Source organism: Pseudomonas costantinii (genome assembly GCF_001870435.1).
Lineage (GTDB): Bacteria > Pseudomonadota > Gammaproteobacteria > Pseudomonadales > Pseudomonadaceae > Aquipseudomonas > Aquipseudomonas costantinii.
The window spans coordinates 250,742-264,244 of sequence record NZ_MDDR01000034.1; the positions used below are offsets into that span (position 1 = coordinate 250,742).

At 59.6% G+C, this 13,503-nt stretch carries 18 protein-coding genes; 11 read left to right on the forward strand and 7 right to left on the reverse strand.

Going from position 1 to position 13,503, the window contains the following annotated elements:
* Positions 1 to 93: 93 nt before the first annotated feature.
* Positions 94 to 522: an NINE protein gene (locus BFL40_RS16570; protein ID WP_071485008.1), complete on the reverse strand. Its 429-nt coding sequence runs from the start codon at positions 520 to 522 to the stop codon at positions 94 to 96.
* Between the two features lie 249 nt (positions 523 to 771).
* Between BFL40_RS16570 and BFL40_RS16575 the strand changes: the two genes are divergently transcribed.
* Positions 772 to 1,410 (forward strand): C40 family peptidase, encoded by a 639-nt coding sequence (locus tag BFL40_RS16575; protein WP_071485009.1) that lies wholly within the window; start codon positions 772 to 774, stop codon positions 1,408 to 1,410.
* Between the two features lie 85 nt (positions 1,411 to 1,495).
* On the opposite strand, the gene BFL40_RS16580 is transcribed toward BFL40_RS16575, so the two are convergent.
* Positions 1,496 to 2,530: a type IV pilus twitching motility protein PilT gene (locus BFL40_RS16580; RefSeq protein WP_071485010.1), complete on the reverse strand. Its 1,035-nt coding sequence runs from the start codon at positions 2,528 to 2,530 to the stop codon at positions 1,496 to 1,498.
* 57 nt (positions 2,531 to 2,587) lie between these two features.
* On the opposite strand from BFL40_RS16580, the gene BFL40_RS16585 reads away from it, so the two are divergent.
* The 9 genes from BFL40_RS16585 (at position 2,588) to BFL40_RS16625 (ending at position 9,220) form a co-directional block, all read left to right on the forward strand.
* A complete protein-coding gene (locus tag BFL40_RS16585) occupies positions 2,588 to 3,274 on the forward strand; it encodes a YggS family pyridoxal phosphate-dependent enzyme (protein ID WP_071485011.1) in 687 nt (228 codons plus the stop codon).
* 33 nt (positions 3,275 to 3,307) lie between these two features.
* On the forward strand, positions 3,308 to 4,126 hold the full coding sequence (proC, locus tag BFL40_RS16590; protein ID WP_071485012.1) for a pyrroline-5-carboxylate reductase: 819 nt from the start codon (positions 3,308 to 3,310) through the stop codon (positions 4,124 to 4,126).
* A gap of 24 nt (positions 4,127 to 4,150) precedes the next feature.
* Positions 4,151 to 4,738: a YggT family protein gene (locus BFL40_RS16595; protein WP_071485013.1), complete on the forward strand. Its 588-nt coding sequence runs from the start codon at positions 4,151 to 4,153 to the stop codon at positions 4,736 to 4,738.
* Positions 4,739 to 4,863: 125 nt separating this feature from the next.
* Positions 4,864 to 6,003, forward strand: coding sequence for a homoserine O-succinyltransferase MetX (gene metX, locus BFL40_RS16600; RefSeq protein ID WP_071485014.1), 1,140 nt, complete (start codon positions 4,864 to 4,866; stop codon positions 6,001 to 6,003).
* 7 nt (positions 6,004 to 6,010) lie between these two features.
* Positions 6,011 to 6,631 carry a methionine biosynthesis protein MetW gene (metW, locus tag BFL40_RS16605; protein WP_071485015.1) on the forward strand — a complete coding sequence of 207 codons (621 nt, stop codon included), beginning with the start codon at positions 6,011 to 6,013 and terminating at the stop codon, positions 6,629 to 6,631.
* A 21-nt stretch (positions 6,632 to 6,652) separates the two neighbouring features.
* The gene (locus tag BFL40_RS16610; protein ID WP_071485016.1) at positions 6,653 to 7,087 is read left to right on the forward strand and encodes a DUF4426 domain-containing protein; all 435 of its coding nucleotides are present in this window, start codon (positions 6,653 to 6,655) and stop codon (positions 7,085 to 7,087) included.
* Positions 7,084 to 7,680, forward strand: a complete 597-nt coding sequence (gene rdgB / locus BFL40_RS16615; protein WP_065871952.1) for an RdgB/HAM1 family non-canonical purine NTP pyrophosphatase — start codon at positions 7,084 to 7,086, stop codon at positions 7,678 to 7,680. The genes BFL40_RS16610 and rdgB overlap by 4 nt, the downstream gene beginning before the upstream one ends.
* The gene (gene hemW, locus BFL40_RS16620; RefSeq protein WP_071485017.1) at positions 7,677 to 8,879 is read left to right on the forward strand and encodes a radical SAM family heme chaperone HemW; all 1,203 of its coding nucleotides are present in this window, start codon (positions 7,677 to 7,679) and stop codon (positions 8,877 to 8,879) included. The genes rdgB and hemW overlap by 4 nt, the downstream gene beginning before the upstream one ends.
* A 17-nt stretch (positions 8,880 to 8,896) precedes the next feature.
* Positions 8,897 to 9,220 (forward strand): DUF3392 domain-containing protein, encoded by a 324-nt coding sequence (locus BFL40_RS16625; RefSeq protein WP_010207241.1) that lies wholly within the window; start codon positions 8,897 to 8,899, stop codon positions 9,218 to 9,220.
* Between the two features lie 139 nt (positions 9,221 to 9,359).
* Here the strand turns inward: BFL40_RS16625 and trmB are convergent, their stop codons facing one another.
* The 4 genes from trmB to BFL40_RS16645 form a co-directional block, all read right to left on the reverse strand.
* The gene (gene trmB / locus BFL40_RS16630) at positions 9,360 to 10,085 is read right to left on the reverse strand and encodes a tRNA (guanosine(46)-N7)-methyltransferase TrmB (protein ID WP_065923853.1); all 726 of its coding nucleotides are present in this window, start codon (positions 10,083 to 10,085) and stop codon (positions 9,360 to 9,362) included.
* Positions 10,086 to 10,094: 9 nt separating this feature from the next.
* On the reverse strand, positions 10,095 to 10,889 hold the full coding sequence (locus tag BFL40_RS16635) for a thiazole synthase (RefSeq protein ID WP_071485018.1): 795 nt from the start codon (positions 10,887 to 10,889) through the stop codon (positions 10,095 to 10,097).
* A 67-nt stretch (positions 10,890 to 10,956) separates the two neighbouring features.
* Positions 10,957 to 11,157, reverse strand: a complete 201-nt coding sequence (gene thiS / locus BFL40_RS16640; protein WP_015886354.1) for a sulfur carrier protein ThiS — start codon at positions 11,155 to 11,157, stop codon at positions 10,957 to 10,959.
* 90 nt (positions 11,158 to 11,247) lie between these two features.
* On the reverse strand, positions 11,248 to 11,625 hold the full coding sequence (locus BFL40_RS16645; RefSeq protein ID WP_071485019.1) for a DUF423 domain-containing protein: 378 nt from the start codon (positions 11,623 to 11,625) through the stop codon (positions 11,248 to 11,250).
* A 74-nt stretch (positions 11,626 to 11,699) separates the two neighbouring features.
* Here BFL40_RS16645 and mtgA point away from each other — a divergent pair, with 74 nt between their 5' ends.
* Positions 11,700 to 12,422: a monofunctional biosynthetic peptidoglycan transglycosylase gene (gene mtgA / locus BFL40_RS16650; protein ID WP_071485020.1), complete on the forward strand. Its 723-nt coding sequence runs from the start codon at positions 11,700 to 11,702 to the stop codon at positions 12,420 to 12,422.
* Between the two features lie 100 nt (positions 12,423 to 12,522).
* On the opposite strand, the gene rpoH is transcribed toward mtgA, so the two are convergent.
* Positions 12,523 to 13,377 carry an RNA polymerase sigma factor RpoH gene (rpoH, locus tag BFL40_RS16655; RefSeq protein WP_003176698.1) on the reverse strand — a complete coding sequence of 285 codons (855 nt, stop codon included), beginning with the start codon at positions 13,375 to 13,377 and terminating at the stop codon, positions 12,523 to 12,525.
* Between the last annotated feature and the right edge of the window lie 126 nt (positions 13,378 to 13,503).

Here is a 13,503-nt window from a genome sequence, read left to right on the forward strand (position 1 = left end):
ATCCTCTGACGCTCTGCGTCATGGCCTCAAGAGCGGACGCGGAGCGTCCAGGGCGGCGTTCCCACGCAGAGCGTGGGAACGATCATGGCGCGCTCAGCGCCCGGCGTTGCGCTCGGCATTGCGGATCGAGATCTGGGTATTCAACGTCCAGAAGTCATACAGCACCCCAATCAGGAACAAACCGCCGGTCAGCAGGTAGATCAGACCGGTGATCCATTTGCCCTGGTACATACGGTGCAAGCCGAACACACCCAGGAATGCCAGCAGTATCCACGCCACGTTGTATTCGATCGGCCCGGCGGTAAAACGCAGGTCCGCTTCACGGTCCATGGCCGGGATCAGGAACAAGTCGATCAGCCAACCAATGCCCAGCAGGCCAAAGGTGAAAAACCAGATGGTCCCGGTAACCGGCTTGCCGTAATAGAAGCGATGCGCCCCGGTAAAACCGAAAATCCAGAGCAGGTAACCGATCACCTTGCTGTGGGTGTCTTGCTGCGAAACATCCTGTCGATAGGTGTTCATGAAGTACCTCTTTTGCCTCGATAGATAAAATTTTTCATTTTCTTTGTGACTTTTTTACGGGCGCCCGACGTACGGTGAATGGTATCTTCCCTCCCGCAAAGCCTTACACCGCCTGACTTGTGTAGGACAATTGTGGCGATTCGTCGCGTTTTTCCTGAATTTGACCCCAAGGTTCAGTCGACAAACGGCCTGAGAACGACACAAAAACCTGTTATAAAGTTGCGCGCAAACCTTAAAGAGCCACGCCTAATGCGACCATTTTTCAAGACATGGCTAACCATTTGCCTATTAATGCCACTGGCCGCCCACGCCACCAATCGTGAGCAACGACTTCCGAACGTTAATGGTTTCACCCCTAAAGTTCATAGCACTCCCAGCACTGCCAAATCGGTAAAGCCAACCGTTAACCGCCCGACTCAAGTGAGCAAGGCCCACCACGGTAAAACGCTTCACACCCAACTGGCCGTGAACACCAAGCAAAGCAGCAACGTCCTCAGCCGCGCAGTCAACGTGCTCGGTACTCCTTATCGTTGGGGCGGCAGCAGCCCAAGTAAAGGGTTCGACTGCAGTGGTTTGGTGAAATATGCATTTAATGACGTTAAAGCGGTGGATTTGCCACGCACGTCCAACGCCATGGCTGCCGGCCACGGGCTGAAAGTTGACCGCAAGGACCTGAAACCGGGCGACCTGTTGTTCTTCAAGCTGAAGAGCCGCCAGGTCAACCACGTTGCCATCTACCTGGGCAACGACCGCTTTATCCACGCACCGCGTCGTGGCAAGTCGGTCAGCATCGACACGCTGAAAAAACCGTTCTGGGACAAGAACTACGTAATTGCCAAGCGAGTTCTGCCTAAAGAGCACAGCAACCTGCGGGTAGTGCAGCGCTAATCTGACAAGCACCCGGCTCCCTGATTTGGAATACCGCCCAATGTGGGAGCTGGCTTGCCTGCTCCCACATTGATATCAGCCTCCTTTAGAAATCAGTCGGCACCCTCGCCTTCTCCCGCGCGTCCTCCCGGCTGATCAGCCCCTCGCCGACCAGAGCCTTCAAGCTCATATCCAACGTTTTCATCCCCAACGCGCCACCGGTCTGAATCGCCGAGACCATCTGCGCCACCTTGTCCTCGCGAATCAGGTTACGGATTGCCGGCGTACCCAGCATGATTTCATGGGCTGCCACCCGCCCGCCGCCGATCTTCTTCACCAGCACCTGTGAAACCACAGCCTGCAGCGACTCCGACAGCATCGAACGCACCATCGCTTTTTCCCCCTCCGCAAACACATCCACCAGCCTGTCCACGGTTTTTGCGGCCGACGTGGTGTGCAGAGTGCCAAATACCAGATGCCCCGTCTCAGCCGCCGTCAGCGCCAGGCGGATGGTTTCCAGGTCACGCAGCTCGCCAACCAGAATCACATCAGGGTCTTCGCGTAGTGCCGAGCGCAGCGCAGCCGAAAAGCTATGGGTATCGCGGTGTACCTGCCGCTGGTTGATCAAGGCGGTTTTCGGCTTGTGGATAAATTCGATGGGATCTTCCAGGGTGAGGATGTGCTGGCGGCGATGCCTGTTGAGGTAGTCAATCATCGCCGCCAGGGTGGTGGACTTTCCGGAGCCGGTGGGCCCGGTCACCAGCACCAGGCCGCGCGGCAATTGGGCAATACGCTTGAACACCTCTCCCAGCCCGAGACTTTCCAGGCTTTGGACCTCTGCCGGGATGATGCGAAAAACCGCGCCCATGCCGCGGCTCTGCTGGAACACATTCGCCCTGAACCGCGCCACGTCGGGCAGCTCGAAGGCAAAATCCGTTTCAAGAGATGTTTCGAAATCCTTTTGTTGATGCCGGCTGAGCAACGGGCTTAATAAGTCCGCAACTTGCAGGGGCGAAAGCACTGGCCAATCCAGAGGCCATACCTCGCCATCAACACGCAGCATCGGCGCCAGGCCGGCCGACAAATGCAGGTCGGAGGCGCCACGGCGCACGCTGACCGTCAGCAATTCAGTGATATCCATAGGGCTTTCCATTTCCAGTAGAATGCCGCGGACTCCATATCCACGGGCGCATCTTGAATGTCGACGATAGCAGACAACATTGGCCTGGTTAGCGAGCGGATCCGTGCCGCGGCCCACGCCGTGCAACGTGACGAAAACAGCATCCACCTGCTGGCCGTGAGCAAGACCAAACCCGCACAAGCCGTGCGCGAAGCCTATGCCGCCGGGATGTGCGACTTTGGCGAAAACTACCTGCAGGAAGCCTTGGGCAAACAGGCCGATTTAACCGACCTGCCCTTGAGTTGGCACTTCATCGGCCCCATTCAATCGAACAAGACTCGTGCGATCGCCGAGAACTTCGCTTGGGTACATTCCGTGGACCGCCTGAAAATCGCACAACGCCTGTCCGAACAACGCCCGGCCGACCTGCCACCGCTGAACATCTGCATCCAGGTCAACGTCAGTGGCGAAGCCAGCAAGTCCGGTTGTACACCCGCCGACCTGCCGGCCCTGGCCAATGCAATCAGCGCCCTGCCACGTTTGAAGCTGCGTGGTTTGATGGCGATCCCCGAGCCGACTGAAAATCGAGCTGAGCAAGATGCAGCCTTCGCCGCCGTACGCGACCTGCAGGCCAGTTTGAATCTGCCGCTCGACACACTTTCCATGGGCATGAGCCACGACCTTGAGTCGGCCATCGCTCAAGGCGCCACCTGGGTGCGGATCGGAACCGCCCTGTTTGGTGCCCGCGACTACGGCCAGCCATGAAATGGCTGACTTTCCTCTGAATAAGGACCTGTCATGAGCAGCACCCGTATTGCTTTTATCGGCGCCGGTAACATGGCGGCCAGCCTGATCGGTGGCCTGCGGGCCAAGGGCCTGGAGGCCGCGCAGATCCGCGCCAGCGACCCGGGCGCCGACACCCGCGACCGCGTCAGCGCCGAACATGGCATTGAAACCTTTGCCGACAACGCCGAGGCCATCCAGGGCGTTGATGTGATCGTGCTGGCGGTCAAGCCACAAGCCATGAAGGCGGTGTGTGAAAGCCTGCGCCCGAGCCTGCAACCGCACCAACTGGTGGTGTCGATTGCCGCCGGTATCACCTGCGCCAGCATGAACAACTGGCTTGGCACCCAGCCAATCGTGCGCTGCATGCCCAACACCCCGGCGCTGTTGCGCCAAGGTGTAAGTGGTTTGTACGCCACCGCTGAAGTGACGGCTGCGCAACGCGATCAGGCTCAAGAGCTACTGTCCGCTGTGGGCATCGCCCTGTGGCTGGAACAGGAGCAGCAACTGGACGCGGTCACCGCCGTTTCCGGCAGTGGCCCGGCGTACTTCTTCCTGCTGATCGAGGCCATGACCGCTGCCGGCGTGAAACTCGGCCTGCCGCAGGAAATCGCCAAGCAACTGTCCGAACAAACCGCACTGGGCGCCGCGAAAATGGCTGTTTCCAGCGATGTGGATGCCGCCGAACTGCGCCGTCGCGTGACATCCCCAGGCGGCACCACGCAGGCGGCCATCGAATCGTTCCAGGCCGGGGGCTTTGAAGCCCTGGTTGAAAAAGCACTGGGTGCCGCAGCACATCGTTCTGCCGAAATGGCCGAACAGCTGGGCAAATAGTCGTCCCCTTCAAAGGAATCAAACATGCTAGGAATCAATGACGCTGCCATTTTCATCATCCAAACGCTGGGCAGCCTGTACCTGCTGATCGTGCTGATGCGTTTTATCCTGCAACTGGTGCGGGCGAACTTCTACAACCCGCTCTGCCAGTTCGTGGTGAAGGCCACCCAACCGCTGCTCAAGCCACTGCGCCGGGTTGTCCCGAGCATGTTCGGGCTGGACATGTCATCGCTGGTGCTGGCGCTGCTGCTGCAGGTCCTGCTGTTTGCGGTGATCCTGCTGCTCAATGGCTATCAGGCCACCACCTTGCTGCTGTTGCCATGGGCACTGATCGGCATCTTCTCGCTGTTTTTGAAGATTATCTTCTGGTCGATGATCATCAGCGTGATCCTGTCGTGGGTTGCTCCCGGCAGCCGCAGCCCGGGTGCCGAGCTGGTTGCCCAGATTACTGAGCCGGTGCTGGCGCCGTTCCGTCGGTTGATCCCCAACCTGGGCGGCCTGGATATCTCGCCGATCTTCGCGTTTATCGCGATCCAGTTGCTGCAAAGCTGGGTAATCCCACGCCTGGCCTTCTACGCGTTCATGCCCAAAGAACTGTTCGGTCTGATCTGATTCAGGTCTATCGAAGATCGTTCTCGCGGATTGCGCGAGAACGATCTAAGCAACTCCCCGCCTTTGCTTGCCGCTAGGTGCAGCGGTCTTTAGACTTACGCCTCATTTAAACGAGAGCAGGGTCGATGCCAGCTGCCTTCCCCCCCGATTCTGTTGGACTGGTCGTGCCCCAAGTGGCGCACTTCAGCGAACCGCTGGCCCTGGCCTGCGGTCGTTCGCTGCCTGCCTATGACCTGATCTACGAGACCTACGGCCAACTGAACGCCTCGGCGAGCAATGCCGTGCTGATCTGCCACGCCCTGTCCGGCCATCATCACGCCGCCGGTTTCCACTCCGTCGACGAGCGCAAGCCCGGCTGGTGGGACAGCTGCATCGGCCCCGGCAAGCCCATCGACACAGACAAGTTCTTTGTGGTCAGCCTGAACAACCTCGGCGGCTGCAACGGCTCTACCGGCCCCAGCAGTGTTAACCCGGAAACCGGCAAACCGTTCGGCGCCGACTTCCCGGTGCTGACCGTGGAAGACTGGGTGCACAGCCAGGCACGCCTGGCCGACCTGTTGGGCATCAACCAATGGGCCGCCGTGATCGGCGGCAGCCTGGGCGGTATGCAGGCGCTGCAATGGACCATCACTTATCCTGATCGCGTGCGCCACTGCCTGGCGATCGCCTCGGCCCCCAAGTTGTCGGCACAGAACATCGCCTTCAACGAAGTTGCGCGCCAGGCGATCCTCACCGACCCCGAGTTCCACGGTGGGTCGTTCCAGGAAGCGGGCGTGATCCCCAAGCGCGGCTTGATGCTGGCGCGGATGGTCGGGCATATCACTTACCTGTCCGATGACTCCATGGGCGAGAAATTCGGCCGTGGCCTCAAGAGCGAGAAGCTCAACTACGACTTCCACAGCGTCGAGTTCCAGGTGGAAAGCTATCTGCGCTATCAGGGCGAGGAGTTTTCCGGGCGTTTCGACGCCAACACCTACCTGCTGATGACCAAGGCCCTGGACTACTTCGACCCGGCGGCGAATCACGACGACGACCTGGCGAAAACCTTCGAGGGCGCCACGGCCAAGTTCTGCGTGATGTCGTTCACCACCGACTGGCGCTTCTCGCCGGCCCGCTCCCGTGAGCTGGTGGACGCACTGATGGCTGCGCGCAAAGACGTCTGCTACCTGGAGATCGATGCTCCGCAAGGCCACGATGCCTTCCTGATCCCGATCCCGCGCTACTTGCAGGCCTTCAGCAACTACATGAACCGCATAACTTTGTGAGAACGCCATGAGAGCCGACCTGGAAATCATCCAAGACTGGATCCCCGCCGGCAGCCGTGTGCTCGACCTTGGCTGCGGTGATGGTGAACTGCTGAGCTGGCTGCGGGACAACAAACAAGTCACCGGCTATGGCCTGGAAAACGACCCGGACAACATCGCCCAGTGCGTGGCCAAGGGCATCAACGTAATCGAGCAGGACCTGGACAAGGGCCTCGGCAACTTTGCCAGCAACAGCTTTGACATCGTGGTGATGACCCAGGCCCTGCAAGCGGTGCACTACCCGGACCGCATCCTCGACGAAATGCTCCGCGTCGGCCGCCAGTGCATCATCACCTTCCCCAACTTCGGCCATTGGCGCTGCCGCTGGTACCTGGCCAGCAAAGGCCGGATGCCAGTCTCGGATTTCCTGCCGTACACGTGGTACAACACGCCCAACATCCACTTCTGCACCTTCGAAGACTTCGAAGCCTTGTGCGGCGAGCGTGAAGCCAAGGTGATCAATCGCCTTGCCGTTGATCAACAACATCGCCACGGTTGGGCGAGTAAGCTATGGCCTAATCTGTTGGGCGAAATCGGAATTTATCGGGTCAGCAGCCCTGGCCTGACCGACCACAAGATTGCCGTCTAATCATTTTCAAGAGGGACGCTTATGAGTCGTTTGGCTATTTTTCTATTGACTGCACTGCTTGGCGCCAACGCCATGGCCGCCGACGTTATCGACCCTAACCGCACGAAAGAATTTGGCGATATCACCGTGCGCTACAACACCTTCACCTCCAGCTTCCTGCAACCGGAAACCGCCCAGGCAGTGGGCGTGGTGCGCAGCAAGAACAAGGGTTTGATCAACGTGTCCGTGTTCAAGGGCGTGACACCCGTGGTGGCGCAAGTGACCGGCACCATCAAGGACTCGCTCGGCAAGAGCGAAGTGCTGACATTCAAGCAGATCACCGAAAAAGGCGTGACCAACTACCTCGCGCCCTACTCGGTGCCGCAGCAGGAATTCAAGACTTTCACCATCAATGTTGAAACCGGCGGCAAGGCTCACGGTTTCAGTTTTGTCCAAGAACTATTCCCGGCCGAATGATGAACCTCACCCAACTCGTACTGGCCAGCCATAACGCCGGCAAACTCAAAGAACTGCAGGCCATGCTCGGTGAATCCGTGCAACTGCGCTCGATTGGCGAGTTCAGCCAGGTCGAGCCTGAAGAAACCGGCCTGTCGTTTGTCGAAAACGCCATCCTCAAGGCTCGTAACGCTGCACGTATTTCCGGCCTGCCGGCGCTGGCGGATGACTCGGGCTTGGCGGTGGACTTTCTCGGCGGCGCCCCGGGTATCTACTCGGCGCGGTATGCCGATGGCAAAGGCGACGCGGCCAACAACGCCAAGCTGCTGGACGCCCTCAAGGATGTGCCGGACGCGATGCGCGGCGCGCAATTCGTTTGCGTGCTGGCTCTTGTTCGCCACGCCGATGACCCACTGCCAATTCTCTGCGAAGGCTTGTGGCACGGTCGCATCCTGCACGCGGCCAGCGGTGAGCATGGCTTTGGCTACGACCCGTTGTTCTGGGTACCCGAGCGCAATGTCTCCAGCGCCGAACTGAGCCCGGCCGACAAGAACCAGATCAGCCACCGCGCCCGCGCAATGGATTTGCTGCGCCAACGCCTGAGCTTGAAATGACCCAGAACACCTCTGCGCAGCCGCTGATCCACGGCGGCGCGCAAACACCTCGGGCGGCCCTGCCCCACCTGCCGCCCCTTGCGCTGTATATCCATATCCCGTGGTGCGTGCGCAAATGCCCTTATTGCGACTTCAACTCCCACACCGCGAGCAAAGTGCTGCCGGAAGAAGAGTATGTGGACGCATTGCTGGCCGACCTTGATCAAGACCTGCACGCGGTTTACGGCCGCGAACTGAGTTCGATCTTCTTCGGTGGCGGCACGCCCAGCCTGTTCAGCGCCGCCGCGCTGGGCCGCTTGCTCAAGGGCGTGGAAGCACGTATTCCGTTTGCCAGCGATATAGAAATTACCCTGGAAGCTAACCCCGGTACCTTCGAACAAGAGAAGTTCGTGGCGTACCGCAAGCTGGGCATCAATCGCCTGTCCATCGGCATCCAGAGCTTTCAGCAAGAAAAGCTCGAGGCCTTGGGCCGAATCCACAACGGTGACGAAGCGGTGCGCGCTGCTGATATGGCGCGCCAGGCCGGGTTCGATAACTTCAACCTGGACCTGATGCACGGCTTGCCCGATCAGTCCCTGGAAGATGCCCTGGGCGATCTACGCCAGGCGATCGCTCTCAAGCCGACGCATTTGTCGTGGTACCAACTAACCCTGGAACCCAACACCGTGTTCTGGAACCAGCCGCCCGCGCTGCCGGAAGACGACACGTTGTGGGATATCCAGGAAGCCGGTCAGGCACTGCTGGCTGAACACGGTTACGCGCAATACGAAGTATCGGCCTATGCCCAACCGGGACGCCCGGCGCGGCATAACCTGAATTACTGGAGCTTTGGCGACTTTATCGGCATCGGCGCAGGCGCCCACGGCAAGCTCAGCCACCCCGACGGGCGCATCGTGCGCACCTGGAAAACCCGAGCACCAAAGGACTACCTCAACCCTGCCAAAAGCTTCCAGGCCGGGGCGAAAGAACTGACCAACGAGGAACTGCCATTCGAGTTCCTGATGAACGCTTTGCGCCTGACCGAAGGCGTCGACGCCAAGCTCTACGCCGAGCGTACCGGGCTGGAACTGGCGAGCCTCGACGAAGGCCGCCGTGATGCAGAACAAAGTGGCTTAATGCAGGTCGAACCGTCACGCCTGGCGGCCACCGACCGCGGGCAACTCTTTCTCAATGACCTGTTGCAGAAGTTTTTGAGCTGACGCTCTAAGGAATTCGAATGGATTTGGTACTCGACCTGCTCGCCACCGTATCCCGCTGGAGCCGTAGCAACCTGTCGGAAATCTCCCTGGCCCTTGTCGGCTGTCTGCTGGTGCTGTTCGGCGCCGACATCAAGGGCTGGGTGGAAGCCCGCCTGGGCAGCGTCGCCGGTGCGTTGCGTGTACCGTTGATGGCCCTGCTGTGCATGATCGGCAGCGGTGCGGCGCTGATCTATGCCACGCCGTGGATTGTGCGGGGCTTGAGCCAGTTCAATAACTACAGCCTGGCGCCAGTGCTGGTGGTGGTGCTGGTGTTGATTGGGGTTGTGGCTGACCGCCGCTGATCGTCCTGATCCTGATCGTTCCCACGCTCTGCGTGGGAATGCCGCCTCGGACGCTCTGCGTCCAGCTGTCGATGCGGTGACGCGGAGCGTCACAAGATGCATTCCCACGCGGAGCGTGGGAGCGATCATTTCTAGCTGATTAAGCCAACTTCTCGAATTTCAGATCCCACACGCCATGCCCCAGTCGCTCACCGCGACGTTCGAACTTGGTGATCGGGCGCTCAGCCGGGCGTGGCACGCATTTGCCGTCTTGCGCCAGGTTGCGGTAGCCAGGCGCGACATCCATCACTTCCAGCATGTATTCGGCATACGGTTCCCAGTCGGTGGCCATGTGCAAAACGCCACCCACTTTCAGCTTGCTACGCACCAGCTCCGCGAAGGAGGCCTGGACGATGCGGCGCTTGTGGTGGCGGGATTTGTGCCATGGGTCAGGGAAGAACAGCATCAGGCGGTCGAGGCTGTTGTCGGCGATGCAGCGGTTGAGCACTTCAATCGCGTCGCAGTCATAGACCCGCAGGTTAGTCAGCCCTTGAGTCAGCACGCCGTTGAGCAGCGCGCCGACACCCGGGCGGTGCACTTCCACACCGATGAAATCCTGCTCCGGCGAGGCCGCAGCCATTTCCAGCAGGGAGTGACCCATGCCGAAGCCGATTTCCAGGGAACGCGGGGCCGAACGGCCGAACACCTGGTCATAGTCCACCGGCGCGTCGGCCAGGGGCAACACGAACAGCGGCGTGCCTTGCTCCAGGCCCTTTTGCTGGCCTTCGGTCATGCGGCCGGCGCGCATCACAAAACTCTTGATGCGGCGGTGCTTGGACTCGTCGCCTTCTTCCACAGTGTTCGGCGTTTCGTTTGATTCAGTCATCAATGGCTCTTACTTGATCAGACCATCCAGCGGCGAGGAGGCGCTGGCGTAGAGTTTTTTCGGCATGCGACCGGCGAGGTAGGCCAGGCGGCCCGCGACGATTGCGTGTTTCATGGCTTCAGCCATCATGATCGGCTGCTGGGCATGGGCGATGGCCGAGTTCATCAGCACCGCGTCGCAGCCCAGCTCCATGGCGATGGTAGCGTCGGAGGCAGTACCTACGCCCGCATCCACCAATACTGGGATTTTGGCTTCTTCGAGGATGATCTGCAGGTTGTACGGATTGCAGATGCCCAGACCGGAACCGATCAAGCCGGCCAGCGGCATCACCGCGATACAGCCGATTTCCGCCAGTTGGCGCGCGATGATCGGGTCATCACTGGTGTAGACCATCACGTCAAAGCCTTCCTTGACCAGGGTTTCGGCGGCCTTGAGGGTTTCGATCACGTTGGGAAACAGGGTTTTCTGGTCGGCCAGCACTTCCAGCTTCACCAGGTTGTGGCCGTCGAGCAGCTCACGGGCCAGGCGGCAGGTACGCACGGCTTCGATGGCGTCGTAGCAACCGGCGGTGTTTGGCAGGAAGGTGTAGCGATCCGGCGATAGGACTTCAAGCAGGTTCGGTTCGCCTTCGATCTGGCCGAGGTTGGTGCGGCGCACGGCGAAGGTCACGATCTCAGCGCCCGAGGCTTCAATGGCCAGGCGGGTTTCTTCCATGTCGCGGTACTTGCCGGTGCCGACCAGCAGACGGGACTGGTAGGTACGACCGGCCAGGACGAAGGGCTTGTCGTTACGAACGATGCTCATGGGAAATCCTCGAAATGGGGTGAGGTTCTGCAGAATTCGGGGTGGCGCACAGGCACCGGGCAGGCAACTAGCCGCCGCCGATGGCGTGGACCACTTCGACCTGGTCACCTTCGGTGAGGGCGGTCTCGGCGTGCAGGCTACGCGGGACGATATCCAGGTTGAGTTCCACTGCGACACGACGTCCGGTCAAGTCCAGACGGGTCAGCAGGGCCGCAACGGTTTCACCGTCGGGCAGTTCAAAGGATTCGCCGTTCAACTGAATGCGCATGCCGTGGGCCGCCATCGTTTTTAGGGGCCAGCATTCTAGCCCGATCAGCCTGGATGACCCAAGTCCTCTGGTCAGCTATAAACAGGAAGCTCAGACGGTTTGCAGGCGCCAGGCCGCGAGGCCTAGAAAGAACCAGCCGAGCAGAAACGCCAGGCCGCCGAACGGCGTGATGATGCCCAACTTGCTGAAACCCGTCAGCGTCAACACATACAGGCTGCCGGAGAACAGCAGGATGCCAACGGCAAAGGAAATACCCGCCCAGTTGACCAGTCGGCCAGGAATATGCACGGCCAGCAACGCCACGCCGAACAGCGCCAGGGTGTGTACCAGTTGGTAGGTGACGCCGGTATGGAAGATCGCCAAGTACTCGGCGCTCAACCGATTTTTCAGCCCGTGGGCAGCGAAAGCACCAAGAGCCACACCGGTAAAGCCAAAAAAGGCAGCCAACATCAGAAAGCCACGCAACATGAGGAACTCCAATCAGACTCTAAGGGCCGGGTCTGTATAATGGCCCGCTCAACGGGTTCGGCCAAGCCATCTCTATGCTGCGTCTCCTCTTCAAGCGTTTTCTCAAAGTCGTGAAATGGTTTGCCATCGGCAGTGTGTTGCTGGTGCTGCTGTTCCGTGTCGTGCCGCCACCGTTCACTGCGCTGATGATAGAGCGCAAGATCGAATCCTGGGTCGACGGCGAACCTATTGACCTGCAGCGCACCTGGGTATCCTGGGACGAGATCTCCGACGATCTCAAGGTCGCGGTGATGGCCGGTGAAGACCAACGCTTCCCCCAACATTGGGGCTTCGATTTCAGCGCGATACAGGCAGCTATCCTGCACAACGAGCGCGGCGGTTCGATTCGGGGCGCCAGTACGTTGAGTCAGCAAGTGTCGAAAAACCTGTTCCTCTGGGCTGGCCGCAGTTATCTGCGCAAAGGCCTGGAGGCTTGGTTTACCGGGCTGATCGAAGTGTTGTGGCCCAAGCAGCGGATTCTTGAGGTGTACCTCAACAGCGTGGAATGGGATGAAGGCGTGTTTGGCGCCGAAGCGGCGGCGCGGCATCACTTTGGCGTGAGCGCCAAAGCGCTCTCCGCTCAGCAGGCCAGCTATCTAGCAGCGGTGCTGCCTAACCCGCGGGTGTGGAGTGCCAGCCATCCGACGGCGTATGTGGTAAGACGGGCGGCGTGGATTCGTCAGCAGATGAGTCAGTTGGGTGGGGATGGTTACCTCGTGGAACTGAACAACTCCCGCAAAGCTCCCTGGTCAGACTAAGCACACTGATCGTTCCCACGCAGAGCGTGGGAACGATCAGGCTGAAAACAAAAATGCCCCGATCTTTCGACCGGGGCATTTTTTGTTTTATCGCAGCGTTTTAGGCGGCAATCGACAACTTAAGCTTGTTCATCGCGCTTTTCTCAAGCTGACGAATCCGCTCGGCCGACACGTTGTACTTCTGCGCCAGGTCGTGCAGCGTGGCCTTTTCTTCCGCCAGCCAGCGCTGGTAGAGGATGTCACGGCTGCGGTCGTCCAGCACTTCCAGCGCTTCGTGCAGGTTGTGGTTGGAGTTGTCGCTCCAATCGGCGTCTTCCAGTTGTCGCGCCGGGTCGTACCGGTGGTCTTCCAGGTAGTTGGCCGGCGATTGGAAGGCGCTGTCGTCGTCCGCTTCGGCGGCCGGGTCGAACGCCATGTCATGGCCGGTCAGGCGGCTTTCCATCTCGCGCACTTCACGCGGTTCCACACCAAGGCTTTCGGCCACACGGTGGACTTCCTCGTTGTTCAGCCACGCCAAGCGTTTCTTCTGGCTGCGCAGGTTGAAGAACAGCTTGCGCTGGGCCTTGGTGGTCGCGACTTTCACGATGCGCCAGTTGCGCAGGATGAACTCGTGAATTTCAGCCTTGATCCAGTGCACAGCAAACGACACCAGGCGCACGCCCATTTCAGGGTTGAAGCGCTTTACAGCCTTCATCAGGCCGACGTTGCCTTCCTGAATCAGGTCAGCCTGGGCCAGGCCGTAGCCGCTATAGCTACGGGCAATATGTACAACAAAACGCAGGTGGGCGAGCACCATCTGCCGAGCCGCCCCCAAATCCTGCTCATAGTAGAGACTCTCGGCCAGTTCACGCTCCTGCTCCGGCGTCAGCAATGGAATGCTGTTGACGGTGTGCACATAAGCCTCCAGGTTCGCACCCGGGACCAGAGCATAAGCAGGTTGCAAAGAAGTGGTCATACGAAAAAACCTCCGACTCACATAACTCGTGCAGTTCAGCACTGCGAAAATTGACCGGAAACCGTAGGACAAGTTCCCTAAACCACTGACACGGCCAATACAAACGTAACCACATTAATCTGACAT

Coding starts and splice junctions, on each gene's coding strand:
- BFL40_RS16570 (WP_071485008.1), bottom strand. CDS start 522: ATGAACACCTATCGACAGGATGTTTCGCAGCAAGACACCCACAGCAAG.
- BFL40_RS16575 (WP_071485009.1), top strand. CDS start 772: ATGCGACCATTTTTCAAGACATGGCTAACCATTTGCCTATTAATGCCA.
- BFL40_RS16580 (WP_071485010.1), bottom strand. CDS start 2,530: ATGGATATCACTGAATTGCTGACGGTCAGCGTGCGCCGTGGCGCCTCC.
- BFL40_RS16585 (WP_071485011.1), top strand. CDS start 2,588: ATGTCGACGATAGCAGACAACATTGGCCTGGTTAGCGAGCGGATCCGT.
- proC (WP_071485012.1), top strand. CDS start 3,308: ATGAGCAGCACCCGTATTGCTTTTATCGGCGCCGGTAACATGGCGGCC.
- BFL40_RS16595 (WP_071485013.1), top strand. CDS start 4,151: ATGCTAGGAATCAATGACGCTGCCATTTTCATCATCCAAACGCTGGGC.
- metX (WP_071485014.1), top strand. CDS start 4,864: ATGCCAGCTGCCTTCCCCCCCGATTCTGTTGGACTGGTCGTGCCCCAA.
- metW (WP_071485015.1), top strand. CDS start 6,011: ATGAGAGCCGACCTGGAAATCATCCAAGACTGGATCCCCGCCGGCAGC.
- BFL40_RS16610 (WP_071485016.1), top strand. CDS start 6,653: ATGAGTCGTTTGGCTATTTTTCTATTGACTGCACTGCTTGGCGCCAAC.
- rdgB (WP_065871952.1), top strand. CDS start 7,084: ATGATGAACCTCACCCAACTCGTACTGGCCAGCCATAACGCCGGCAAA.
- hemW (WP_071485017.1), top strand. CDS start 7,677: ATGACCCAGAACACCTCTGCGCAGCCGCTGATCCACGGCGGCGCGCAA.
- BFL40_RS16625 (WP_010207241.1), top strand. CDS start 8,897: ATGGATTTGGTACTCGACCTGCTCGCCACCGTATCCCGCTGGAGCCGT.
- trmB (WP_065923853.1), bottom strand. CDS start 10,085: ATGACTGAATCAAACGAAACGCCGAACACTGTGGAAGAAGGCGACGAG.
- BFL40_RS16635 (WP_071485018.1), bottom strand. CDS start 10,889: ATGAGCATCGTTCGTAACGACAAGCCCTTCGTCCTGGCCGGTCGTACC.
- thiS (WP_015886354.1), bottom strand. CDS start 11,157: ATGCGCATTCAGTTGAACGGCGAATCCTTTGAACTGCCCGACGGTGAA.
- BFL40_RS16645 (WP_071485019.1), bottom strand. CDS start 11,625: ATGTTGCGTGGCTTTCTGATGTTGGCTGCCTTTTTTGGCTTTACCGGT.
- mtgA (WP_071485020.1), top strand. CDS start 11,700: ATGCTGCGTCTCCTCTTCAAGCGTTTTCTCAAAGTCGTGAAATGGTTT.
- rpoH (WP_003176698.1), bottom strand. CDS start 13,377: ATGACCACTTCTTTGCAACCTGCTTATGCTCTGGTCCCGGGTGCGAAC.